The 21,663-nt window shown below is 61.2% G+C and carries 24 protein-coding genes and 6 tRNA genes; 12 read left to right on the top strand and 18 right to left on the bottom strand.

Going from position 1 to position 21,663, the window contains the following annotated elements:
- The 4 genes from JOZ06_RS08930 to JOZ06_RS08945 all read left to right on the top strand — a co-directional run.
- On the top strand, positions 1 to 330 hold a 330-nt coding region (locus JOZ06_RS08930), incomplete at its 5' end, for a DoxX family protein (protein WP_293231547.1).
- 4 nt (positions 331 to 334) lie between these two features.
- Entirely contained in the window at positions 335 to 460 is a 126-nt protein-coding gene (locus JOZ06_RS08935; RefSeq protein ID WP_293231550.1) for a hypothetical protein, read from the top strand.
- A 209-nt stretch (positions 461 to 669) separates the two neighbouring features.
- Positions 670 to 1,464, top strand: coding sequence for a hypothetical protein (locus JOZ06_RS08940; protein WP_293231553.1), 795 nt, complete (start codon positions 670 to 672; stop codon positions 1,462 to 1,464).
- Positions 1,465 to 1,493: 29 nt separating this feature from the next.
- On the top strand, positions 1,494 to 1,964 hold the full coding sequence (locus JOZ06_RS08945) for a hypothetical protein (protein WP_293231555.1): 471 nt from the start codon (positions 1,494 to 1,496) through the stop codon (positions 1,962 to 1,964).
- An 88-nt stretch (positions 1,965 to 2,052) separates the two neighbouring features.
- Here the strand turns inward: JOZ06_RS08945 and JOZ06_RS08950 are convergent, their stop codons facing one another.
- The 3 genes from JOZ06_RS08950 to JOZ06_RS08960 form a co-directional block, all read right to left on the bottom strand.
- Positions 2,053 to 2,373, bottom strand: coding sequence for a type II toxin-antitoxin system YafQ family toxin (locus tag JOZ06_RS08950; protein WP_293231558.1), 321 nt, complete (start codon positions 2,371 to 2,373; stop codon positions 2,053 to 2,055).
- Positions 2,348 to 2,623: a type II toxin-antitoxin system RelB/DinJ family antitoxin gene (locus JOZ06_RS08955; RefSeq protein WP_293231560.1), complete on the bottom strand. Its 276-nt coding sequence runs from the start codon at positions 2,621 to 2,623 to the stop codon at positions 2,348 to 2,350. The genes JOZ06_RS08950 and JOZ06_RS08955 overlap by 26 nt, the downstream gene beginning before the upstream one ends.
- A 970-nt stretch (positions 2,624 to 3,593) precedes the next feature.
- Positions 3,594 to 4,031, bottom strand: a complete 438-nt coding sequence (locus tag JOZ06_RS08960) for a hypothetical protein (RefSeq protein WP_293231563.1) — start codon at positions 4,029 to 4,031, stop codon at positions 3,594 to 3,596.
- A gap of 245 nt (positions 4,032 to 4,276) precedes the next feature.
- Between JOZ06_RS08960 and JOZ06_RS08965 the strand changes: the two genes are divergently transcribed.
- The gene (locus JOZ06_RS08965; RefSeq protein ID WP_293231566.1) at positions 4,277 to 4,843 is read left to right on the top strand and encodes a hypothetical protein; all 567 of its coding nucleotides are present in this window, start codon (positions 4,277 to 4,279) and stop codon (positions 4,841 to 4,843) included.
- Between the two features lie 104 nt (positions 4,844 to 4,947).
- Here JOZ06_RS08965 and JOZ06_RS08970 read toward each other — a convergent pair whose 3' ends face one another.
- From JOZ06_RS08970 to yjgA, 8 genes are all read right to left on the bottom strand, one after another.
- Positions 4,948 to 5,973 (bottom strand): hypothetical protein, encoded by a 1,026-nt coding sequence (locus JOZ06_RS08970; RefSeq protein ID WP_293231569.1) that lies wholly within the window; start codon positions 5,971 to 5,973, stop codon positions 4,948 to 4,950.
- 121 nt (positions 5,974 to 6,094) lie between these two features.
- Positions 6,095 to 6,481, bottom strand: coding sequence for a peptide-methionine (R)-S-oxide reductase MsrB (msrB, locus tag JOZ06_RS08975; protein ID WP_293231594.1), 387 nt, complete (start codon positions 6,479 to 6,481; stop codon positions 6,095 to 6,097).
- A gap of 17 nt (positions 6,482 to 6,498) precedes the next feature.
- Entirely contained in the window at positions 6,499 to 7,143 is a 645-nt protein-coding gene (locus JOZ06_RS08980) for a histidine phosphatase family protein (protein ID WP_293231597.1), read from the bottom strand.
- Between the two features lie 25 nt (positions 7,144 to 7,168).
- The gene (locus tag JOZ06_RS08985; protein WP_293231600.1) at positions 7,169 to 8,536 is read right to left on the bottom strand and encodes a deoxyguanosinetriphosphate triphosphohydrolase; all 1,368 of its coding nucleotides are present in this window, start codon (positions 8,534 to 8,536) and stop codon (positions 7,169 to 7,171) included.
- A gap of 68 nt (positions 8,537 to 8,604) precedes the next feature.
- Positions 8,605 to 8,829 (bottom strand): glycine zipper 2TM domain-containing protein, encoded by a 225-nt coding sequence (locus JOZ06_RS08990; RefSeq protein ID WP_293231602.1) that lies wholly within the window; start codon positions 8,827 to 8,829, stop codon positions 8,605 to 8,607.
- A gap of 200 nt (positions 8,830 to 9,029) precedes the next feature.
- Positions 9,030 to 9,980 carry an alpha/beta fold hydrolase gene (locus tag JOZ06_RS08995; RefSeq protein WP_293231604.1) on the bottom strand — a complete coding sequence of 317 codons (951 nt, stop codon included), beginning with the start codon at positions 9,978 to 9,980 and terminating at the stop codon, positions 9,030 to 9,032.
- The gene (gene mog, locus JOZ06_RS09000; protein ID WP_293231607.1) at positions 9,977 to 10,546 is read right to left on the bottom strand and encodes a molybdopterin adenylyltransferase; all 570 of its coding nucleotides are present in this window, start codon (positions 10,544 to 10,546) and stop codon (positions 9,977 to 9,979) included. Before mog ends, JOZ06_RS08995 begins: the two co-directional genes overlap by 4 nt.
- A 2-nt stretch (positions 10,547 to 10,548) precedes the next feature.
- On the bottom strand, positions 10,549 to 11,088 hold the full coding sequence (gene yjgA / locus JOZ06_RS09005; protein ID WP_293231647.1) for a ribosome biogenesis factor YjgA: 540 nt from the start codon (positions 11,086 to 11,088) through the stop codon (positions 10,549 to 10,551).
- A gap of 107 nt (positions 11,089 to 11,195) precedes the next feature.
- Between yjgA and pmbA the strand changes: the two genes are divergently transcribed.
- From pmbA to JOZ06_RS09030, 5 genes are all read left to right on the top strand, one after another.
- Positions 11,196 to 12,539 (top strand): metalloprotease PmbA, encoded by a 1,344-nt coding sequence (pmbA, locus tag JOZ06_RS09010; protein ID WP_293231610.1) that lies wholly within the window; start codon positions 11,196 to 11,198, stop codon positions 12,537 to 12,539.
- A complete protein-coding gene (locus JOZ06_RS09015; protein ID WP_293231613.1) occupies positions 12,536 to 13,156 on the top strand; it encodes a DNA-3-methyladenine glycosylase 2 family protein in 621 nt (206 codons plus the stop codon). Before pmbA ends, JOZ06_RS09015 begins: the two co-directional genes overlap by 4 nt.
- A 160-nt stretch (positions 13,157 to 13,316) precedes the next feature.
- Positions 13,317 to 14,444 (top strand): patatin-like phospholipase family protein, encoded by a 1,128-nt coding sequence (locus JOZ06_RS09020; RefSeq protein ID WP_293231616.1) that lies wholly within the window; start codon positions 13,317 to 13,319, stop codon positions 14,442 to 14,444.
- 56 nt (positions 14,445 to 14,500) lie between these two features.
- Positions 14,501 to 14,998: a disulfide bond formation protein B gene (locus JOZ06_RS09025; protein ID WP_293231619.1), complete on the top strand. Its 498-nt coding sequence runs from the start codon at positions 14,501 to 14,503 to the stop codon at positions 14,996 to 14,998.
- A gap of 44 nt (positions 14,999 to 15,042) precedes the next feature.
- Complete coding sequence (locus JOZ06_RS09030; protein ID WP_293231622.1) at positions 15,043 to 17,181, top strand: ATP-dependent helicase; 2,139 nt, start codon at positions 15,043 to 15,045, stop codon at positions 17,179 to 17,181.
- A 4-nt stretch (positions 17,182 to 17,185) separates the two neighbouring features.
- On the opposite strand, the gene JOZ06_RS09035 is transcribed toward JOZ06_RS09030, so the two are convergent.
- From JOZ06_RS09035 to JOZ06_RS09065, 7 genes are all read right to left on the bottom strand, one after another.
- Positions 17,186 to 18,304, bottom strand: a complete 1,119-nt coding sequence (locus JOZ06_RS09035; RefSeq protein ID WP_293231625.1) for a hypothetical protein — start codon at positions 18,302 to 18,304, stop codon at positions 17,186 to 17,188.
- A 101-nt stretch (positions 18,305 to 18,405) separates the two neighbouring features.
- Positions 18,406 to 18,482: transfer RNA gene (locus JOZ06_RS09040), tRNA-Asp, on the bottom strand.
- A gap of 6 nt (positions 18,483 to 18,488) precedes the next feature.
- Positions 18,489 to 18,564 (bottom strand) — tRNA-Val (locus JOZ06_RS09045).
- 25 nt (positions 18,565 to 18,589) lie between these two features.
- Positions 18,590 to 18,666, bottom strand: a tRNA-Asp gene (locus tag JOZ06_RS09050).
- A 6-nt stretch (positions 18,667 to 18,672) separates the two neighbouring features.
- Positions 18,673 to 18,748 (bottom strand) — tRNA-Val (locus tag JOZ06_RS09055).
- A gap of 61 nt (positions 18,749 to 18,809) precedes the next feature.
- Positions 18,810 to 18,886: transfer RNA gene (locus JOZ06_RS09060), tRNA-Asp, on the bottom strand.
- 4 nt (positions 18,887 to 18,890) lie between these two features.
- Positions 18,891 to 18,966: transfer RNA gene (locus JOZ06_RS09065), tRNA-Val, on the bottom strand.
- Between the two features lie 392 nt (positions 18,967 to 19,358).
- Here JOZ06_RS09065 and JOZ06_RS09070 point away from each other — a divergent pair.
- Together JOZ06_RS09070 and tilS are read left to right on the top strand one after the other, a co-directional pair.
- A complete protein-coding gene (locus tag JOZ06_RS09070; protein WP_293231627.1) occupies positions 19,359 to 20,324 on the top strand; it encodes an acetyl-CoA carboxylase carboxyltransferase subunit alpha in 966 nt (321 codons plus the stop codon).
- Entirely contained in the window at positions 20,296 to 21,618 is a 1,323-nt protein-coding gene (gene tilS, locus JOZ06_RS09075; protein ID WP_293231629.1) for a tRNA lysidine(34) synthetase TilS, read from the top strand. Before JOZ06_RS09070 ends, tilS begins: the two co-directional genes overlap by 29 nt.
- Positions 21,619 to 21,663 lie beyond the last annotated feature (45 nt).

Consider the following 21,663-nt stretch of genomic DNA (forward strand, 5'->3'; position numbering starts at 1 on the left):
AACATCTCTATCTTGGTAAACGGCCTCACGGCGCTGGCTTTCGCCATCGCCGGATTCGCCAACTTATTGAATGTCGGCAACGTGGAGGCCAACTTCCAGCGCTGGGGCTATCCGCGCGGCTGGCGCTACTTGACGGCTAGTTTGGAAATGGTGGGTGCGGCGCTACTGTTGCTGCCAGCCATGCGCGCTATCGCGCTGACCGGACTCGGCCTGGTGATGGTTGCCGCGATCGCGACGCTACTGAAAGGGCGGGAGCGCGTCGCGCACTTTGTGGCGCCGGTGGTTTTTTGCGGGTTGGTTGTGGTGGATGTGGCTTTGGTGGTGGGGTAGGGATGTGCTCAAGACGGTGCTACTGAAAACTGGCCAATCGGCCAGTACGATCGTCAGCGGGGTGGTGATCCGCATGTTGTCGACTGCGCTGTATGCGCTAACTCTCCACCTGGCGCGGGCGAGCGACTGATCTGTCGTCATTGTCGCCCATGGCAACGTGCATGCGACACAGTGTTGCGGCAGCGCAAAGTCCCACCGGGGACGTCTGATACTTTATATAGCAATAGTATGATAAGTGATATTTTGTTTTCCGATACCGCTGCCATGCCCCACTGGCGCTGATCCAGTGCCGAAAAAGCTGGCAAAACCTTTGATTTGCAAAATAAAAAAGGAATACACATGAAAAAGGCCGTATGGCTGGGACTGTCGATTCTGCTGGCTGGCCAGTGTTTTGCCGCGCCGGTGCTGTCGACAGTCATTCCTTCGGATACGCTGGCGGGCAACAAGGACCTGAGCATCGGCTATCAGCCTGAAGCCGTCAAACCGGCACTTTCCTACCCGGTGACCGGCTATACCCTGTTTGGTGCGATCTACGTGCTGGCGGCTGTGGCCAAGATGAACGAAAAGGCCAATACGCTGCAAAAGCAATACGATGCACTGTTGGCGGCGCACCCGGAAATCCCGTCGTTGCGCGACACCTTTGTGCAGGAACTGGAACTGGATTTACGTGCGGATGGGCTTAAACTCAACCCGATCCACACGCTCAATCGTCAGGGCGATGGCGATGACTTGCACTATGTCCTGAGCGCCAACGAGATCAGCAGCAAAAAAGTGCTGATTTTCGACCACATTGCCACCGGTTACTTTGCCGCCGGCTCCACCGACCCGTACCACGCCGATGCGGCGGTGTTGGTGTCAGTACTGGACCAAGCCGACCTGTCGGCCAAACCACAACGCTATGCGCCCTCGATTAGCTGCCAGCAAGACAAGCTGGATGCCGCGCACATTTATCCCGGTTTTGACGAGATCAGCAAAGATCCGCAAGGCGCGTACGGTGGATTGCAGCAGTGCCTGCGGCGCCTGGCGGCACAGATTGCCGATCGCTTTGCCAGTGACAGCAACGGCAGTGCCAGTCTGAGCCCGGCACAGCCGGCAATCAGTAGCGCGGCCCCCACGCCTGCTGCCGCCAATTAACCCCTTAACTAACCCAGAACAGGTTTGCCATGAAGATCAAAACGGCACTGCTGTGCAGCGTGCTGCTGGCCGGCATGACCGGCTGCGCCAGCACTGAGCAAGTTACCTTGGCCAAGCAGAGCATTCCCACTCATCTGACGAGCGTGGCGCAGGTGACGCAAGACAACGATTCGGCCGACATGGACAAGAATCTGCACAGTGCGATTAGCGCCGCCGGGCTGGAGCAGAAAGCCAGCTTGCCAGCCGGCACGATGAAAGCAGCCAATGTCGATGGGTTGATTTCCTATAGCGACAAGTGGCGCTGGGATCTGGTCATGTACCTGAACTCGGTCACGATCAATCTGTTCGATGCCAAAACCGGCGATTTGCTGGTAACCGGCGCGTGGAACAATTCCGTGCTGCACTCTTTCCCTGATTCGAAGAAGGTCGTGGATAACCTGCTGCAGGAAATGATGGCCAAGGTGCGCGCCGCCGAGCAGATCAACAGCGCCAGCAAGTAAGCTGCGCGCCAGCCAACCGCCCGTGGCGCCAGGCTGCGGGTGGTGGTGGCAGCTTAGGGGGGGCACACCAACGCACGATCACAAGCGTTTATTCCTCGAATAGATCGGCATGCGAGCCGGTGCGGACAAAAATGATCGTGTTTGCTTCAAGCTGGTAGATCAGTAAGAAGTCGCCGCCAATATGGCATTCGCGGTAGCCTGCCCAATTCCCCTTTAAAGGATGATCCAGCCATTCCGGTCCTAATGGCGCATCGTTAGCGACGAGCCACAGCATGGCTTCCTTCAGGCGCCTAAGGTCATAACGGCCCGAACGGGAAAGCCGTTCCCAGTCTTTGAGGAAAGTTTTGGTGTAATCGCAGGCTCTAGGCGGAGCGGCTCGTTTGCTACTGGCCGTTTTTTTCGAGGTCATCGATCAATTTGTCAGCGGAGTCGAATCGGGCCGCCCTTGCCTTCATCATTGCACGGGCTTCTTCCATCGCGGCACGAGTCTCGGCGTTGGGTACCTTGAGTTCGAGCGGGAATGCCTGGTCGTTGACCACGCGTGTGAGCAGGATACGCACCGCATCGGACACGGAGAGCCCAATGGCCGCCAGCGCTTCGCTGGCTTGCGTTTTGAGTTCTTCGTCCACCCGGACATGCAGCATGGTGGAATGGCTCATGATCAGATCCTCCTTCTGTCTGTATTTTGTATCTCAATTGCGATACGGTCAAGTGGGGAAGTCCCTGTCCAGGTCTGAACAGCGTATTGCCTGTTGCAGGAAATTGTCTGCTGAAGCCGGTGCGATTCAGGGTTGGATGGTGGGCTATCCTTGTCCGCGATCGATGATGTCCTGCAATTTTCCAAATACCAGCATGACGCACGAGTGATTTTGAATAACTTGAATCATTGGGCGCGCTCGAATTTCCATGATGTGCCTGCCTTCACTAGCCTTGCAGTCACACCCTTAAGCGGAAAATCAAAAGTTGCATTTTCAGTGGGGATTGGTGGGGCCCCATTTGTGCTGCCGAGTGCGAACCAGCGGGAGCCTTTGACCACCGGGATTTCAGTGGAAAGATCATAACTATTCCCTTGGGCCGCATAGGATCGTAGGCAGGTTCCTGCTGGGGCATCCATCCAGCAGCTAACTAAACTAGCGGGAGGGCTGGGGACCATTACCACGATCGCTGGAGAGATTGTTAAAAGGTAGAGCTTGTACGGGACACGGACTTCAACAGGCGTGCCCGCGGACTTTGGCCAGGATTCGTATTCAGGGATCGTCTGAAGGTAGGCATCAAGTGCGGGTATGAGCGTATGAAAAACTTCAATCTTCTGACCTGCAGCATCTTCAAAGGCTATATTGCACTGCCTTGCGCCATCCATAAGGCGCTGTTCGCACTTTTGGTACGCAGGAGCGCTAGCGCCATTGATTGTGTATGGCCCGGACCCGGGAATTGGCTTCCAGGATAGGTCGGTGCTCACGCAGGCCGACAGTGTGGCTGCGATTGTTATGCTTAATATCGAACAATATTTCATATGCACTAAGATCCGTTGCCTATAGCAGAGCAGGGGGCAGGTTATTTTTTGCAGCGCCTCATGCAAAAGAAAGCCCCGACCCCGATACCCCTCGGGGCCATGGGCCGGGCGGGGGGCTATCCTTGCCCGTGGTCGATAATGTCCTGCAATTTTCCACAAGGATTAAGGCCTGGCTTGACCTTGGCGGGGGAGGACGCTTTACCGCCTAGGCTGCGGTACTGCTGCCAATCATCCTTGAGACTGTCATGCGCGCGAACATAATTCTGCACATTGGCACTCTGCTCATGTATCCCAATCACATCCCCCTGAAGGCCAAGGCGCATGACCTCGTTCATGCTCTTTTTCCCCTGGGAAATCGCGGTCACATCATCGGCCACTGCCGCCGCTGCGGAGTAGGTGAGATAGCTCTTGGTGGTGACGCATTGCTGCATCTCGGTCATGGCGCTCTTTGCCGCCGCTTCGCGCGCCGGACGACTGAGATCTAGGATACGTTTCAGCTCGGCATCCACCATCAACGGGAATCGGTCCAACAGATCGGCAATCGCGGGCGTCAATTGCTGCTGGTCCGATAGATGCGAATGTATTCCGCAACTATCGATTCATACGCCTGCAGAAATATCTACTGTTGAGGTGGCTGGTGCTGTATGGCTTGATCACGCAACACCCTGTGGGCCGTGGAGCTATCTTTGTGTTTAATTTCTGATGTCAGCAGCTTCTGTTTGTATCACTCTTTTTGCATAATATACATTACTTGTAGATACCGATAACATCAAATAATCAGACTCCGGAAGGAGACGCCATGAACCTGGAGCCAGCTGTATTTGTCTCGGCGATTGCTGCATGTATTTCCGCTGTGTCTGCGTTTATTGCTGTGTGGAACTACCGCCGCGAACAACTCAATCAACGTATCGCCGCAGCTAAATGGAAGAAGGAGTACTTTTCTGACTTACTCAAGTGGTCTGATGAGGCGATGTTTCTTCTTTCAGAGTCGCTTCACATGTGCGATCTCGATCCCAAATGGATGGAGGGGAATGAGTTTTTTGAGACCCAACACGCCCTGCGTGTCAAACTCTCCGCTCAAATTGATCGTGGTCGCTGGTTCTTTCCAAACTATGCGGTCGGGCAACACGGGGCACATAAATCTGAGGCGTTTCGCGGCTATCGTCCAGCGGTGCTGGATGGTCTCGTCGATGCATATCGCGCGGTTAGTTCAATCAAATACGTGGAACAATCGCAAAATCGCCAGCACCGGTCTGCGATTGAGACCGCAAAGCGGCTCTTTACGAGCGAAATTCAGAAAGTCCTTGATCCACGAAGCCGCGATGTAGAGTTTAGAAAGTTGCTCTCCAATGTGGCGGCAGCCTGATCCAGCCTTGGGGCCCGGCCAATAGTCGAACCCATCTGATTTGGTGATTCTCTGTATCGGAGTAGCCAGCCACATTCGTCAGTAATATTTGTACAAACCAGCCATTACCGGCCTTCGCTCAATATTTTTAGTGCAAACTTTCCTCTTTCCGAGACAGACGGCGATGCATCTGTGGCCAGCTTCGCAGCCAGTATTGCTGCGTTTGCCCCAAGCCTGCCGTGCTCTCGGATCACCATTTCCCCCGCCACGCGCCGGACCATCGGTGAGCGATCGTGAACGGCAGATATCAATGTCTTTAGAAATGGGCTTGTTGCCTTGAGCTGGCGCGCCTGGATAACTGGAAAAAACCTGCCTTTGCAGTATTGGATGTCAGTCCATTTCCAAGAGTATCCATCCGTCCAAGTCATCCGCTCTTCCAGCAGGCAACGATAGGCTTTGGCTCTGACTGCGGGCTGAACCGCATGCTGAGCGATTTCCTCCATATCATCATCAAGCGCGTCCGTTCGACCGACCTGCGAAAGAACGGTGGCCATGGGGGCTGAGGATGATTGCGTAATCTTCTTCTTCAGTGCCGACCGAATATGCTCAATGGACGTGACCCCTGTAAGCACTTGCCAACCTTTATTCTCCATCCGGGCCCACGACATCAAGTACGGAAGCATGGAACAGAGCACATCGGCAAAAATATCTGGGTTGGTTGTTTTTGCAAGAGACGGAATGGCTTCGCAAGCAGCCTCGCGGACTTGGGGAACCCAATCATTTAGTCGACGGATGGCCAGCGCAAGAAAGAATCTATTAGGTGCGGGGCCTGATAGCTCGCGTAGAGTTTTTTCTCGAAGAAAGCCGTTCCCACTACATAAATCCATCCATGTCGCATTAGGTACGGTTCTTGACCAAAATTTCCAGCGAGCTCTAGGGACAATGTTCTGCTCAGTGGATAATTCCCAGCGGAATAAGCGCTCCCAGGAATCGAGATTCTTTATGGATAACTTTGATGTCTCGGTGATGAGCCTCGCCATACCTTGGGTTTGAGTGCTCTCCGTCCGGGCCTCTTTGAGCGATTGCCGAAGAGCCGATAATACTTCATCCTGGCCGTCCAGCTTGTGGTCCACGTAGTCGTTATTAGTCATGTCGGGATATTGAAAAAATTTGCCTGGAGTATTTCAAATATCTCAGTTCGATTCTGCGTTCTTTAAGGCTCATCATAAAATACATTCAGAAGCCTGATAGGTGGATGACAGCTTCTCCCCCTCACTCCCCCTCAAACCTCAACGCCACCGAATTAATGCAATAACGCTCGCCGGTCGGCGCCGGGCCGTCGTCGAACACGTGGCCGAGGTGGGCGTCGCAGTTGGCGCAGCGCACCTCGACGCGCACCATGCCGTGCGAGCGGTCGGTGAGGCGCACGATGGCGTCGGGGTTGGCTTGTTCCCAAAAGCTCGGCCAGCCGCAGCCGGCGTCGAATTTGGTGTCGGCGTGGAATAGCAGGGCACCGCAGCACACGCACAGGTAGTCGCCGGCGTCGGTGCGGCGGTAGTGTTCGCCGGTGAAAGGGCGTTCGGTGCCGGCTTCACGGGTAACGCGGTAGGCCTCGGGGCTCAGTTGTTCGCGCCATTCGGCGTCGCTTTTCTTGATCATGGGTTTCTCCTCGTGCTTCACACTTCGTCGCGGCTGTGTTCCAGGTGGCTTTCATCCGCCCAGCGTTCCAGGGTCCAGCGGCCGTTGCTGTGGCTGATCCAATTGAGCGCGGCGTTGGGGATGGGGAAATCGCGCTGGTGGGTGAGCGGCAGGCCGCTCGCCATGCGGTAGGCGATGTCGAGCACGCCGCCGTGGCTGATCACCAGCACCGTTTGGCCGGGGTGGCGCGTGGCCACCTGGTCCAGAAAATCCTTCACGCGGCGGTGGAAGCACGCCAGGCTTTCGCCCTGGCCGGGCACGTAGGCCGGGTCGCGCGATTTGAACTGATGGTAGGTGTCGGGGATGCGTACTTCGGCCTCGGCGTAGGTCAGGCCTTGCAGCGGGCCGAAATGGCGTTCGCGCAGGTCGGGCGTGGCAATCGGCGCCAGGCCGTTGTGGCGCGCGATGGCGTCGGCGGTTTGGCGTGCGCGCGCCAGGTCGCTGACGTACAGCGCGGCAAAGCCGTGGCCGGCATGCGCCAGCGCCCGGCTCAGCTGTTCGGCTTGCTGCCGGCCGACGTCGTTGAGCTGGATGTCGATCTGGCCTTGCAGCCGGCGCTCGATGTTCCAGTCGGTCTCGCCATGGCGCACCAGGCAGAAACGGGTGGTGGGTGCAGGGGCCATGCGCTCTGCGATCCTTGTTTCGGGGTTAGAGAATGCCGACGCCGGAAATGTCGCGCGCCAGGTTGGCGGCGTAGTTGTCGGTCATGGCGCCAAGGAAATCCAGGATGCGCATATAGGCGGCATACAGGCTCGGTTGCACTTGGGCGCCGTTTTCCATCAGTCCGAGCGCTCGTTGCTCGCGCGGGCTCAAGGCGTCAGGGCCGCCGGTGTGCAGCGTGAACACCGCCGGCACCAGGGCGTCGAGCAGCACGGCCAGGCACGGGTAGGCGGCGAGCTCGGTCACCACCTTGGTGTGGTGGCGGTAGACCTTGTTGCTGGCCAAGTCCTTGGCTTTGATCAGGCTCTGTTGGATGACGGGCGTGCAGGCATCGATCAGGTCCTTGCCCGGGAAGGTGCCGGAGAGCAGCGAATCGTGGTGCAGCATGAATTTGTCGGCCACTTCGCTGACGCAGCGGCCCACGGCGATGCCGCGCAGCATCGCGCACTTTTGCCGTACGTCGTCGGTCTGCCAGACTCGCTCGAATTCGGCAAAGCCGGCGAACAGGCTCTCGAATTCGCGCACGTCGAGAATGCCGATCTCCACCGCATCCTCCAGGTCGAGGATGGCGTAGCAGATGTCGTCGGCGGCTTCCATCAGGTACGACAGCGGGTGGCGCGCCCACACGTGCTCGTCGCGCTGGATCAAGCCCATTTCGTCGGCGACGCGCTGAAAGTAGGGCAGTTCGGCGCGGTAGATGTTGAATTTGTCGCGGCCGAGCGCCGGTTGGGCGTCCGAGGTCCACGGATATTTGATCAGGGTGCCGATGGCGGCCGAGGTGAGCCGCATGCCGCCTTCGCCGGCATACATCTCCAGCGAGCCGACCATGCGCAGGCTGTGGGCGTTGCCTTCGTAGGTTTGGATATCGCGCCGTTCCGCGTCTGAAAGCGGCGCGAGGAAGGGGGCGTTTTTCGGTTGGCGGAACCAGTCGCGCAGCGCGTCTTCGCCGGTGTGGCCGAAAGGCGGGTTGCCGATGTCGTGCGCGAGGCAGGCCACTTGCACCACCGCGCCGATGTCGTGCGGGGTGTAGCCCTCGGGCAGGATCTGCGCGTGCTGCATCATCATGCCGACGCGGTTGCCCAGGCTGCGGCCGACGCTCGCCACCTCGACGCTGTGCGTCAGGCGGTTATGCGTGTGGTCGTGGCGCGCCAGCGGATGCACCTGGGTCTTGCGACCCAGGCGGCGGAAGGCGCTGGAAAACACCACGCGGTCATGGTCGATATGAAAATCGGTGCGCAAGCCCGGGCTGCCTTCCTCGGTGGCCGGGGTGCGGGTTTCCTTGACCGTGCCCTGGCTCACCTTGAAGCGGCGAGTGGAGAGCAGGCGTTGCCATTCCATGCGTTCTAACTGGGACATGAGCGACTGTTATCGAGCGTAATGAACCGATGATAGCAGTTTGACGCCGGTTGTGAACCGCATGCGGATTAGTGGTGGTGCGAAGGGGTGGTCTTGTAGCCGATCAGGCCGCCGACCGCGGCACCGCCAACCACAGCCAAGGGGTCGCCGTCGGTGAGAATAGAGCCGGCGATAGCACCCGCGCCCGCGCCGATGGCGGTGTTGCGTTGCTTATGCGTCATGCTGGCGCAGCCGGTGGCGGTGGCCGTCAGCGCGACGATGCTGACCGCGATGGCTAGTCGCTTGATTTCCATGCGTAAACCTCGTTCAAGAAGATAACAAACTGTTAAGTTTGATGAGGTTTGTGTAGGAAAGTTCCGAGGTGGTGTCGTTGGTGGCGGTTGTGGCGCACTGCCTGCGGCTAGTGCGCCCTACGCGAGGGTGTTTCCATCGGTGTAGGGCGCAATCGCCGCGCGTTGCGCGGCATTGCGCCAAGCAAGGCGACATACGTCAGTTATTCGGCCGGGAATTGGTCGAAATGGTGCAGCAAGCGGTTGGGCAGCCAGTCGAGCCGGCCCGGGAAGCGGCCGGTGACGAAGCCGACGTGGCCGCCGTGCTGTGGGAATTCCAATTCGACGCACGGGCCGGCCTGGCTGTGGTCGGGTAGCGCGCTGGCCGGCAGGAACGGGTCGTTCTTGGCGTTGAGCACCAGGGTTGGAATAGCGATGCGGTGCAGCCGCTGTTTGCTGCTGGCTTCGCGCCAATAGTCGCGCGCGCTGCCGAAGCCGTGCATCGGCGCGGTCACCCAATGATCGAACTCGGCGAAGGTGCGCGCGCGCCGCACCGTGTCCACGGCGAAGAGGTGCGGGTGGTGGCGCAGCTGGTTGAGCGCCTTGGTTTTGAGCGTGCTCATGAACATGCGCGTATAGACGTGCTTGCCGAAGCCGCGGTCGAGCCGGGTGCTGGCGGCAGTCAAGTCGAGCGGCACCGAGATGGCGGCGGCGGCGCGCGGCGCGGCCGTTGCGCCATCCTCGGCCAGGTAATTGAGCAGCATGCTGCCGCCGAGCGACACGCCGGCGGCGTAGAGGCAGGGGTGGCGTTCGGCCAGCCGTTGCAGAATCCAGCGGATTTCGGCGGCGTCACCAGCGTGATAGGCGCGCGGCAGCAGGTTGTCCACGCCGCCGCAGCCGCGAAAGTGCGGCACCACGCCATGCCAGCCGCGCCGGGCCACCGCGTGCATCAGCGCGCGGGCGTAGTGGCTGTCGCTCGATCCTTCCAGGCCGTGAAACAGCACCACCAGCGGCGCGCCGTCCTGGCCGTCGACAAAATCCAGCGCGATTTCGCCGCCGTCGGGCGTGGGCCACAGCTCGCGCCGGTAAGCCGGCCGAGGCGGGCGCAGCATCAGCGCGGGCCAGATGGTTTGGGCGTGGCCGCCCGGCAGCCAGTGTGGCGCGGTGTAGCTCATTGGGCCGATTTGGGGCGGAAGGCCTTGATCACCGCCGGGTCGGTTTCGGCGCGTGGGCCGCCGATCAGCTCCAGGCAGTAGGGCACGGCGGCGAAGATGCCGGAGACCACGGTGTTGCCGTCGGCGTCACGCAGCCCTTCCAGCGTTTCGCGGATGGCCTTGGGCTGGCCGGGCAGGTTCAAGATCAGCGCCTGCTTGCGGATCACGCCGACCTGGCGCGACAAGATGGCGGTGGGCACGAAGCGCAGGCTGATCTGGCGCATCTGCTCGCCGAAGCCGGGCATTTCGCGTTCGGCCACCGCCAGCGTGGCGTCGGGGGTGACGTCGCGCGGCGCCGGGCCGGTGCCGCCGGTGGTCAGCACCAGGTGACAGCCGAGCGTGTCGACCAGCTCGATCAGCGTGGACTCGATCAGCGGCTGTTCGTCGGGAATCAGCCGGGTCTCGACGCTAAACGGGGTGGTCAGCGCCGCCTGGAGCCAATCCTGCAGCGCGGGCAGGCCGCGGTCTTCGTACACGCCGCTGGAGGCGCGGTCGGACACCGATACCAGGCCGATTTTCAATGTCATCGTCAGGCTTCCTCGTTGTTCGCGCCGGGGATGGCCGGGGCGGGGATGATGTCCTTGATCAGTTGGAACAGCAGGCGAAAGCTCTTGGGCGGGCGCGCTTCCAGCTTTTCCTTGCGCGCGTTGCGGACCAGGTTGCGCAGCTGCTGCACGTCGGCGTCCGGGTAAGCGTCGACGAAGTCGGGCAGGGAGGTGTCGTCTTCCAGCAGCCGCTCGCGCCAGCGTTCGATCAGGTGCAGCCAGGCGGTGTGCGCGGCCGATTCGCCCTTGCTCACGGCCAGGTAGGCGCGGATCGGCTCGGGGTCGATATCGCGCATCAGGCGGCCGATGTATTGCTCCTGCCGTTTCTTGGCGCCATGCGAATTAATGCGCTTATATTCAGTAATGGCGCTGAGCAAATCTTCCGGCAGGTCGATCTTTTTCAGCTGGTCGTTGGAAAGCTCAAGCAGTTCGCGGCCGAGATCCTGCAGCGCGTCCATCTGTTTTTTGCGCTGTGTTTTGCTGACGAATTCGTCTTCTGGTCCTTCATTCAGGTGATCGGCCATGGTCGTGTCGGTCTCATCTTTATTCAAGGCTGGTATGATACCGGAAAAGCCCGCGCTGGCGGGTATCCACCCTTACGGCCCTCACACAATTCGATTGCGAAATGATCATGACAGAGAATTCCTTCAGCTACAGCCACGCCGCCCTGGAACAGATTGCTCAACAAGTGTTGGAGCAGGCCAAGCGCCGCGGCGCCACGGCGTCCGAGGTCGACGTGTCCGAGGGGCTGGGGCAGACGGTCAGCGTGCGCCTGGGTGAGGTGGAAACCGTTGAATACAACCAGGATAAGGGTGTCGGCGTCACGGTTTATCTCGGTCAAAAGAAGGGCCATGCCAGCACGTCCGACTTCTCCGAGCGCGCGCTGGCCGATACCGTCGATGCCGCGTTGAGCATCGCCCGCTTTACCGCCGAGGACAATTGTTCCGGTTTGGCCGACCCGGCGGTGCTGGCGGACGAATTCCCCGATCTGGATCTCTATCACCCGTGGTCGCTGTCGATGGACGAGGCGGTGGCGATGACGCGCGAGTGCGAGCAAGCGGCGCGCGCGGTGGATCAGCGCATCAGCAATTCCGAAGGCGGCACACTGTCGCGCCAGATGAGCCATTTCATCTACGCCAATAGCCAAGGGTTCTGCCAAGGCTTCCCCAGCACGCGCTATAGCCTGTCGGCGGCGGTGGTGGCGGAAGAAAACGACGTCATGCAGCGCGATTACTGGTATAGCGCGGCGCGGCACCCGCTGGACCTGGCAAGCCCGGCCGAAGTGGGCCGCCTCGCCGGCGAGCGCACGGTGCGCCGCCTGGGCGCGCGCTCGGTCAAAACCGGGCGCTACCCGGTGATTTTCGAGGCCAACGTGGCCGCCTCGCTCATCGGCCATCTGGCGACCGCGATCAGCGGCGGCAATTTGTACCGCCAGTCGAGCTTCTTGCTGGGCGCGCAGGGCACCGAGGTGTTCTCGCCGGTGGTGACCATCGACGAGGACCCGTTTTTGCTGCGCGGCATGGCCAGCAGCGCCTTCGATAACGAAGGGGTGGAGACGCGCTCGCGCCGCCTGGTCAACGAGGGCGTGCTGACCGGCTACATGCTGAGCAGCTACTCGGCGCGCAAGCTCGACATGAGCACCACCGGCAATGCCGGCGGCGCGCACAACCTGCTGGTGCACAGCACCGGCCAGACGCTGCCGGAACTGCTGCGCGAGATGGGCACGGGGCTGTTGGTCACCGAGCTGCTCGGCCATGGCGTCAATACCGTCACCGGCGACTATTCGCGCGGCGCCGCCGGCTTCTGGGTGGAAAACGGCATGATCGCCTACCCGGTGGAAGAGATCACCGTGGCCGACAATCTGCGCGATCTGTTCCGCCACGTCACGGCCATCGGCACCGACACGCTGGTGCGCGGCACCACCCATATTGGGTCGGTGTTGGTGTCGTCGATGGCGGTGGCCGGACAAGCGTGAGCACGCCCGACTACTGGCTCGGCGCCTGTACGGCGCTAGCGGCCGACGACGCGGTGATGGCGGGGCTGATCCGGCAATTCGACGGTTCGATGCTGCGCACGCGTGGCGAGCCGTTCGAAACCCTGCTGCGCGCCATCGTCGGCCAGCAGATTTCCCTTGCGGCGGCCGACGCCATCTGGGGCCGGCTCTCCGCGCTCGCGCCGCTCAAGGACCCGGTGTCCGTGCTGGCGCTGACGCCCGAGGCGCTGCGCCAGGCCGGGCTGTCGCAGCGTAAGGTGGAGTACACGCGCGATTTGGCGCTGCATTTCGCCGACGGTCATCTGGATGCGGCGCATCTGGCGCGGCTCGACGATGAGGACGTGATCGCCGCGCTCACCGCCGTGCGCGGTATTGGCCGTTGGACGGCAGAGATGTTCTTGATCTTCAATTTGTTGCGGCCAGACGTGTGGCCGGTGGACGATATCGGCCTGCAAAAGGCGGTGGCGCGTTGCTACGGTCACGAGGCGGTGCCGAAGCCGGCCGAGCTCAAACGGCTGGGGGACGTCTGGCGGCCGTGGCGCACGGTCGCCACCTGGTACCTTTGGCGCAGCCTGGACCCGGTGGAGGTGCTGTACTAGGGTTCGATTGCAGGTTTTCGTGCATTGCCTGCGGCGAATGCACGCTACGATGGGGTGGTAGGGCGCGTTCGCGTAGCAACGCGCCACAGGCCGGCGCGATGGCGCCGGCTGGGAGACAAGTTGTTCATTCGATTCCGCAAACAGAAAGCGGGGCGTGGTGGTGACTCAATCAGCAAAAGTCGGCCTGGTGTTGGCTGGCGGTGGCGCGCGCGCCGCGTATCAGGCGGGCGTGATGCTGGCGATTTCGCATATTTTGCCGGATGCGCGCACCAATCCGTTTCCGGTGATCAGCGGCACCTCGGCCGGGGCGATCAACGCCACCGGCCTCGCCTGCGCCGCGCACGACTTCCGCTTGGCGGCGGGGCAGTTGGCGCAACTGTGGCGTCAGATCCGCATCGAGGACGTCTATCAGGCGGACATGCTGTATTTCCTCAAAACCTTCCTGCATTTCGGCGTGTCGATCGCCTCCGCCGGCCGCCTGTGGTCCAACCCCAAGAGTTTTCTCGACAATGCGCCGCTACGCGAATATCTAGGCCGGGTGGTGGCCTTCGACGGCATCGACCACGCCATCGCCTCCGGCTCGCTGCGCGCGCTGGCGTTGACCGCGTCCTGTTTCAATAGCGGGCAGTCGGTGACGTTTTTCGACGGCGCGCCGGAAGTGCAGGCCTGGACGCGCCAGATGCGGGTCGGCGTGCGCGAGAAGATCGGTATCGATCACTTGATGGCGTCGTCGGCGTTGCCGCTGATCTTCCCCGCCACCCGCGTCGGCGACCGCTATTTTTGCGACGGCGCGGTGCGGCAAATGGCGCCGTTGTCGCCGGCGCTGCACCTGGGGGCGCAGAAGCTGTTCGTGGTCGGGCTCGCCGGCAATAAGTCGGCGACGCGCGACGGCGGCTATCCTTCGCCCGCCCAGGTGTTCGGCCATCTGCTCAACAGCATTTTCGCCGACAGTATGGCGAGCGACATGGAGCGGCTGATCCGCGTCAATCACACGGTGTCTTTGCTGAGCGGCCATAGCGACCTGGCGTCGCAAACGCCGCTGCAGCGCGTTGAGGTGTTCCTGATCAACCCCAGCGCGTCGCTGGAGGATATTGCGCGCAAACACGTGCATCTGTTCCCGCCGGTCTTGCGCTTTTTGCTGCACGGCACCGGCGCCACGCGCCGCCGCGGCTTGTCGCTGGCCACCTATTTGTTGTTCGAGCCGGGGTATTGCCGCGAGCTGATCGCGCTGGGCTATCGGGACGTGCTGAAGCAGAAGGAAGCTATTCTAAATTTCCTGGAACTTTAATTCTTTTTCGGTATCCTATTTGGTTTTAATTCGAACGAATTTTGAGGGGGTTTTGTATGGGGCTGCCGGGTCGCCGTGCCGGATTTTTTTTGATTAGCGTCGCGTGTGCCGGCGCCATGGGGTTTGCCTTCTATGCGCAGTACGTGATGGGGTTGGAGCCGTGCCCGCTGTGCATGCTGCAGCGGGTGGGCGTGGTCGCCGCCGGGGTGCTGGCGCTGATCGCCGGGCTCATCAACCCGCGTCGCTGGGGCTTCCGTCTGTGGTCGCTGCTGGTGGCGCTCGCGGCGATGGCGGGGGGCGCGGTGTCGATCCGTCAGTTGTGGCTGCAAAGCTTGCCGCCGGATCAAGTGCCGCAGTGCGGCCCGGGTCTGGATTATCTGCTGCAGACGCTGCCGTTCACGCACGCGATGGAAAAGATTCTGATGGGCAGCGGCGAATGCGCGGTGGTCGACTGGCGTTTCCTGGGCATGGCCATGCCGTTCTGGGTGCTGACGTTCTTCGTGCTGGTCATTCTTTTCGTGTTGTTCCAACAGCGTCCGATGCGCGCGCGCTGATTGAAGGCGGCGTACCGACACCGGCGCGAGCTTGAGTGTTGGCCATGGATGATTTTTTGCAGGGGCTGAACCCCGAGCAATATGGGGCGGTCACCACCACCGAAGGTGCGGTGAGGGTGATCGCCGGCGCGGGCACGGGCAAGACCCGAACGCTGACCGACCGTTATTGCTATCTGGTGTCGACGCTTGGCATCGTCCCGGCCAATATCCTGTGCGTCACCTTCACCAACCGTGCCGCCAACGAGATGAAACGCCGCGTGCGCGCCGCACTCGGCGATCTCGATCTGGGTTACATCTGCACGTTTCATGCATTTTGCGTACAGCTCCTGAAAGAGGACATTCACGTCCTCAATTTTCCGCGTAACTTCGTCATCCTCGACATGGAGGACGTCAAACAGATCGTGCTGAAGATTTTCGCCGATATGGGGCTGACGCTGCGCGACACCACGGTCAAGCGCGTGGTGGACGAGGTGATCGAGGGCAAGAAGCTTTACGCCACCAGCTACATCGACGATATCTACCTGCTCGACAACGAGCGCCTCCGTGCTCGCTTCGCCATGGCGGCCAATCGCGACGAGGAGATTTTTCTGCGCTACCTGTACGAGCAGAAAAAGTGCTTCGGCTGCGACTTCAACGACCTGATCAATTTCGCCACCTACATTCTGGAGCGTTTCGAAGACGTGCGCGAAAAATGGCAGGAGCGCATGCAGTACGTGATGGTGGACGAGTTCCAAGACGTCAGTAAGCGCCAATACAAGCTGGCGCGGCTGTTGGCGGGCAAGCACGGCAATCTGTTCATCGTCGGCGATCCGGATCAGACGATCTATTCCTGGCGTGGCTCGCATATCCGGCTGTTTCTGGATTTCGATAAGGTCTACCCGCAAGCCCAAACCGTCACGCTCAAGACCAATTACCGCTCCACGCCGCAGATTTTGGCGGCGTCCAACGCGTTGATCGAGCACAACGCGGTGCGCTTTCCCAAGACGTTGCAGGCGGTCAGGTCCGCCGGCGCCAAGGTGTTCTACCATCATGCCAAAAGCGAGAAGCAAGAGGCCGAGTGGATCGTGGCGCAGATCGCCGGTTTGCGCGAAGAGGGCGCGGCCTTGGGGCAGGTTGCGGTGCTGTACCGGGCGCATTATCTATCGCGTGCGTTGGAAGAGGCTTTTGTCGCGCACGAGCTGCCGTACAAGATCTACAGCGGCGTGGCGTTCTATAGCCGCAAGGAGATCAAGGACGTCATTTGTTACCTGCGCATGGTGACCGCCGGCGACGATCTGGCGTTTCTGCGTACGGTAAACCTGCCGGCGCGCAAGATCGGCCAGAAAAAGGTCGAGGCGCTCAAAGCCTATGCCGAGAGCGAGCAACTGCCGCTATACCAGGCGCTGAAGGCGCTCCTCGGCACGCCGCTGCTGAGGGGGACGCTGGCCGAGCAGTACGTCGCCGCCATCGAATACGTCCGTGCCGAGCGCGCCGGCATGACGCTTGGCGGCGCTTTGCAGGCGCTGCTGGATAAGAGCGGGTTCGAGGCCTTGCTGCGGCTGCAGGGCGATCAAGAGCGGCTGGACAACGTGGCCGAGCTCAAGCGTGCGGTCGAGGCGATGGGCGAGGATGAAGAGGCGACGCTGGAGGACTTCTTGGAGCGTGTGGCGCTGTTCACCGATCTGGACCAGGAAGGCTCGGCCGACACGGTCAAATTGATGACCGTCCATGCCGCCAAGGGTATGGAGTTTCCCTATGTGTTCGTCTGTGGGCTCAACGAGGGCGTGTTTCCCAGCCGTAAGGTGGTCACGCCGGAAGAGATGGACGAAGAGCGCCGTCTGGCCTACGTGGCGATGACGCGGGCCATGGCGCGGCTGTTTTTGAGCGATGCCGAGGGCGTGGGCAATGATGGCTTGTTCAAGTATCCGTCGCGCTTCATTTTCGATGCCGGCCGCGATAACGTCGATTTCAACGTGCCGCTCGATGCCGCCCTGGCCGAGCGCGGCCGCCGCGCGCCATCGATGCCGTCGCTGTTGTCGGCGCCGCCCGGCTTTCTGCCCGGCGATCGCGTGCGCCATCCGGTGTTTGGCGTTGGCAGCGTCGTCGCGGTGCTGCCGGCCGACGGCTGTTATTCGATCCTGTTCGACGCCATGGCTACCGAGCGCAGTATTCGCTTCGGCGCGCGGCTGGAGAGGGCGGATTGAGGCATTACAAGGGCGCGAGCGCGAGGCGGCTGGATGGCGTCGGGCCACCGCAACGGGTGAGGTCGAATTGCGGGTCGCCGGTCCAGGCGTAATAGATCAATCCCGTGAGCCGGCCCTCGCGCGCCAATTGGCCAAAGCCCGTCATCATGTCTTGCACCACCAGCGCATGCGCGTCGTCTTCGGTGACGGGGCAGGCGCGGCTCATGTAAGTGAACCCCCATTCCGTCACCCAGCAAGGTTTGCCGCCCGGTGTGCAAACCGGGTCGGCCAATGCTCGTAATCGCCGGATGCGGTGGATCGCCGCAGCCGGGTCGCCCGGGTGGTCGCCCCATGGATAGGTATGCAGGTTGTAGGCATCGACCAGCGGGTCGAGCCCATGGGCGCGCATGAAGGCCATGAACGCGCCAACGCTGACGCCATCATAGGGCTTGGGAGTTGGCCATGGGCCTTCTTGCTCGATGTCGACGAGGCTCGTCGGCAGCAGCGGCGTGTGTCTGTTGAGCCGGGACTGATCGCGCGCTTGCTTCAAGACGGTCAAGACTTTCAGGTACTGCAGATAACCCGCGGCCACCTGTCGGCCCTCGGGGTCGTTGGCCAGGTCGGCCAGCCCCAGCACGCGTCCCTCGCCCGGCAGGCGAAAATCCGGGTCGTTGCCGGCCATATTGATCTCGTTTTCCAGCTCCAGGCCGGCCAAGGCGATACCGTGCTGATCCAGCTTGGCCAGCAGGTCTTGAAAATAACGCGCCGACAGCGCCGGATCGAGCGCGGACAGCGGCGGGCCGGGCCACATGCCGGGGAATGTCTTGGGTTGGAAGGGGCGTATCGGCGCGCCTGGCGTATAGAGGCCGTGCAAAATGAGCGCGACCGCGATCTGGTGGTCGTGCGCGCGCTGGATGAAGGTCAGGTTCTTTTCTTCGTCTTGAGCGTACATGCCGAATCGAATCACGCGCACGCCATTGGCTTGCAGTTCGCTCAGCTTCGCTTCTTGTGTCGCGGCGTCGAACTGCAGCGGGTGGACGAAATTGACGCCGCGCACGATGTCTTGGGCGTGGGTGGTGCTGGCGAGGGTGGCTAAGGTCAAGATCAGCGCCGCGAGGCAGTGTCTGCGCCATGGGTGCGTCATTGTGCCGTCCTGGTGTGGTCCAATGGCGAAAGCATAGGACGCGGACTAATGACAAAGCAAATAGGTCAACGTAGAAAAAGCAGGGGAATTACTGATGAGGTTGGCGGAGCGGACGGGACTCGAACCCGCGACCCCCGGCGTGACAGGCCGGTATTCTAACCAACTGAACTACCACTCCGGATTTTGGTGGGCGTTGACGGAGTCGAACCGCCGACATTCTGCTTGTAAGGCAGACGCTCTACCAACTGAGCTAAACGCCCGGAGACAAACTGTTGACTGCGTGGTTGGCGGAGCGGACGGGACTCGAACCCGCGACCCCCGGCGTGACAGGCCGGTATTCTAACCAACTGAACTACCACTCCGAACCTTGGTGGGCGTTGACGGAGTCGAACCGCCGACATTCTGCTTGTAAGGCAGACGCTCTACCAACTGAGCTAAACGCCCGGAAAAACATTTGATTTCCGATCTTGCGATCGTCAACCTAAAATACGATGCACAATCAAGTTGGCGGAGCGGACGGGACTCGAACCCGCGACCCCCGGCGTGACAGGCCGGTATTCTAACCAACTGAACTACCGCTCCAACTTGGTGGGCGTTGACGGAGTCGAACCGCCGACATTCTGCTTGTAAGGCAGACGCTCTACCAACTGAGCTAAACGCCCTTCTAATGCCCGCCAGTGCTTGGCAGGAGGCGAATTAAAACATATGGGAAATATTTGCGCAAGTGGATAAACCAAAAAACTTTATCCAATTTGGCCGATTCCCTAGGGTCTGTCCGCCAACCTTTGCAGCTGCGGCCGGCAGACGCCGGTCCCGAAGGGCTGGGCTGATAAACAGCCATCTGCGTCGTTGGGCGGCTTGGCCTTAGAATGACTAAGGCCTGCGCCACCCGCCTAGCATCTGGCTGTTTATCAGCCCAGCGCAGTTCACAAAAGGTTGGCAGACAGACCCTAATCCAAATGGGAAGTGCGGCTATTGTCAGACAGAAAAGATGACGAGCTAAACCAGCCTCATGTATTATCTGCCGATTCCCCTTAAGCGGACGATGTAACGAATGAAACCGACCTTTCTCGATTTTGAGCAACCGATCGCCGAGCTCGAGAACAAGATTGAAGAACTGCGTTTTGTTCAGGACGATTCCGTGCTGGACATCTCCGAAGAAATCGCGCGCCTGCAGAAAAAAAGCCAGGAGCTGACCAAGACGTTGTATAGCAAGTTGACGCCGTGGCAGATCTCGCAAGTGGCGCGTCATCCGCTGCGTCCGTACACGCTCGATTATATTGGCGCCTTGTTTACCGACTTCACCGAATTGCATGGCGACCGCGCGTTCGCCGACGATCCGGCGATCGTTGGCGGCATGGCGCGTTTCAACGGCCAGTCGGTGATGATCATCGGTCAGCAGAAGGGCCGCGACACCAAAGAAAAGCTGTATCGCAACTTCGGCATGCCGCGTCCGGAAGGCTATCGCAAGGCGTTGCGCCTGATGAAGCTGGCCGAAAAATTCGGTATGCCGATCATCACCTTCGTCGACACCCCGGGGGCATACCCGGGCATCGACGCCGAAGAGCGCGGCCAGAGCGAGGCCATCGGCCGCAATTTGTACGAAATGTCCAAGCTGCGCGTGCCGATCATCTCGACCGTGATCGGCGAAGGCGGTTCGGGCGGCGCGTTGGCCATCGCGATCTGCGACTACCTGAACATGCTGCAGTACTCCACCTACTCTGTGATCTCGCCGGAAGGCTGCGCGTCGATTCTGTGGAAGACCGCCGAGCGCGCGTCCGAAGCGGCCGAGGCGCTGGGCATTACCGCTCACCGTCTGAAGACGCTCGGCCTGGTTGACCGCGTGATCAACGAACCGCTGGGCGGCGCGCACCGCGACCATGCTCAAACCATGAGCAGCATGAAGCGTGCGTTGATCGAGCAATTGAGGGATTTGAACGGGCGAGGCGCCGACGACCTGATCAAGACCCGCTTTGACCGTTTGATGAGTTATGGCCGTTTCAAGGAAGAAGCCGCTTGATCCGTTTGCGGCATTGCTAGCGTATTGGCCAGCAGAGCTGGCCGATGGCGCGGCAATCGAGGTGGGTTTGTCGGGCGGACTGGATTCGATGGTCCTGCTCGATTTGTTATGGCGCTGTCGCGAGCAGCGCCATTTTCACTTGTGCGCCGTGCACGTCCATCACGGTTTGAGTCCCCATGCCGACGAGTGGGTCGCGCATTGCCGCGCGGCATGCCAGGCGCGCGATATCCCCTTGCGCGTCGAGCGGGTCAGCGTGCGCCCCGAGGGCGGCGAAAGTCTGGAGGCCGTGGCGCGCGAGGCGCGCTACCAGGTTTACCGGCAGTCGACCGCGGCGGCGGTGGCGCTGGCCCATCATCGCGATGACCAGGCCGAAACGGTGCTATTGCAGCTGCTGCGTGGCGGCGGCCCGCACGCGCTGGCCGCCATGCCGGCGTTGCGCCGGCTCGATGCGCGCTGGCTGTGGCGGCCGCTGCTGTCCTGGTCGCGGCGCGAGCTGGCGGAGTATGCCGCCGCGCGGGCGCTGACCTGGGTCGACGACGAGAGTAATGCCGATACCCGCTGGCGGCGCAATCTGCTGCGGCACGACATCTTGCCGTTGATCGAAACCGCCGTGCCGGATTATCGCCAACACCTGCAGCGCAGCGCGCAGATGATGGCGCAGGCGGCGCAGATTCTCGACGAAGTGGCCGATCAAGACCTCGATGCCTGCTTGCAGCAATCGCGGCTGTTGTTGTCGCGTCTGGGGGTGTTAAGTCCGCCACGCCAACGGCAGTTGCTGGCGCGGTGGCTCAAACGGCTGGCGGCGGGCGAGGTCGGCCCCGACGCGCTGGAGGATTTCCGCCGCCAGTTGTTTGCCGCCGGTCCGGACCGCAATCCGCGCTTGAGCGCGGCCACGGTGGATTTGTTCCGCTACCGCGATTTGGTCTGGGCCGTGCCGCGCCAGACCGCGCCGTTGCCGGCGCTGCAGCCATTGGGCGAGGTCATGGCCGCGGGCGACATGGCGTTTGCCGGCGGGCGGTTGACGCTGGTGCCGCACGAGCAGGGCATTGCCCGGGCGCTGTTGGCGGCCGGCGCCACGTTGCGCCCGCGCGATGGCGGCGAGCGGCTGCGGCTAACGGTGGGACGCAAACCGGTCAAAACGCTGTTGCAGGAGGCGGGCATCCCGCCGGTGCTGCGTCAGCGCTGGCCGCTACTGTATCTGGCCGATGGCCGGCTGGCGGCGGTGCCGTCGGTGGCGGTGGCGGCGGATTGCCGAGGGCCGGACGGCGTCTGGCCCTTGTGGCTGCCGCAATAAAAAACGCCCTGCTGATGCAGGGCGTTCTGTTTGAAGCGCGTACCG

The sequence above is a fragment of the Paludibacterium sp. genome, assembly GCF_019232825.1.
Taxonomy (GTDB): Bacteria; Pseudomonadota; Gammaproteobacteria; order Burkholderiales; family Chromobacteriaceae; genus Paludibacterium.

What these genes read in the sequence shown, in the direction of transcription:
- JOZ06_RS08940 (WP_293231553.1), top strand. Translation starts at nt 670, where the DNA reads ATGAAAAAGGCCGTATGGCTGGGACTGTCGATTCTGCTGGCTGGCCAG.
- JOZ06_RS08945 (WP_293231555.1), top strand. Translation starts at nt 1,494, where the DNA reads ATGAAGATCAAAACGGCACTGCTGTGCAGCGTGCTGCTGGCCGGCATG.
- JOZ06_RS08950 (WP_293231558.1), bottom strand. Translation starts at nt 2,373, where the DNA reads ATGACCTCGAAAAAAACGGCCAGTAGCAAACGAGCCGCTCCGCCTAGA.
- JOZ06_RS08955 (WP_293231560.1), bottom strand. Translation starts at nt 2,623, where the DNA reads ATGAGCCATTCCACCATGCTGCATGTCCGGGTGGACGAAGAACTCAAA.
- JOZ06_RS08965 (WP_293231566.1), top strand. Translation starts at nt 4,277, where the DNA reads ATGAACCTGGAGCCAGCTGTATTTGTCTCGGCGATTGCTGCATGTATT.
- JOZ06_RS08970 (WP_293231569.1), bottom strand. Translation starts at nt 5,973, where the DNA reads ATGACTAATAACGACTACGTGGACCACAAGCTGGACGGCCAGGATGAA.
- msrB (WP_293231594.1), bottom strand. Translation starts at nt 6,481, where the DNA reads ATGATCAAGAAAAGCGACGCCGAATGGCGCGAACAACTGAGCCCCGAG.
- JOZ06_RS08980 (WP_293231597.1), bottom strand. Translation starts at nt 7,143, where the DNA reads ATGGCCCCTGCACCCACCACCCGTTTCTGCCTGGTGCGCCATGGCGAG.
- JOZ06_RS08985 (WP_293231600.1), bottom strand. Translation starts at nt 8,536, where the DNA reads ATGTCCCAGTTAGAACGCATGGAATGGCAACGCCTGCTCTCCACTCGC.
- JOZ06_RS08990 (WP_293231602.1), bottom strand. Translation starts at nt 8,829, where the DNA reads ATGGAAATCAAGCGACTAGCCATCGCGGTCAGCATCGTCGCGCTGACG.
- JOZ06_RS08995 (WP_293231604.1), bottom strand. Translation starts at nt 9,980, where the DNA reads ATGAGCTACACCGCGCCACACTGGCTGCCGGGCGGCCACGCCCAAACC.
- mog (WP_293231607.1), bottom strand. Translation starts at nt 10,546, where the DNA reads ATGACATTGAAAATCGGCCTGGTATCGGTGTCCGACCGCGCCTCCAGC.
- yjgA (WP_293231647.1), bottom strand. Translation starts at nt 11,088, where the DNA reads ATGGCCGATCACCTGAATGAAGGACCAGAAGACGAATTCGTCAGCAAA.
- pmbA (WP_293231610.1), top strand. Translation starts at nt 11,196, where the DNA reads ATGACAGAGAATTCCTTCAGCTACAGCCACGCCGCCCTGGAACAGATT.
- JOZ06_RS09025 (WP_293231619.1), top strand. Translation starts at nt 14,501, where the DNA reads ATGGGGCTGCCGGGTCGCCGTGCCGGATTTTTTTTGATTAGCGTCGCG.
- JOZ06_RS09030 (WP_293231622.1), top strand. Translation starts at nt 15,043, where the DNA reads ATGGATGATTTTTTGCAGGGGCTGAACCCCGAGCAATATGGGGCGGTC.
- JOZ06_RS09035 (WP_293231625.1), bottom strand. Translation starts at nt 18,304, where the DNA reads ATGACGCACCCATGGCGCAGACACTGCCTCGCGGCGCTGATCTTGACC.
- JOZ06_RS09070 (WP_293231627.1), top strand. Translation starts at nt 19,359, where the DNA reads ATGAAACCGACCTTTCTCGATTTTGAGCAACCGATCGCCGAGCTCGAG.
- tilS (WP_293231629.1), top strand. Translation starts at nt 20,296, where the DNA reads ATGGCCGTTTCAAGGAAGAAGCCGCTTGATCCGTTTGCGGCATTGCTA.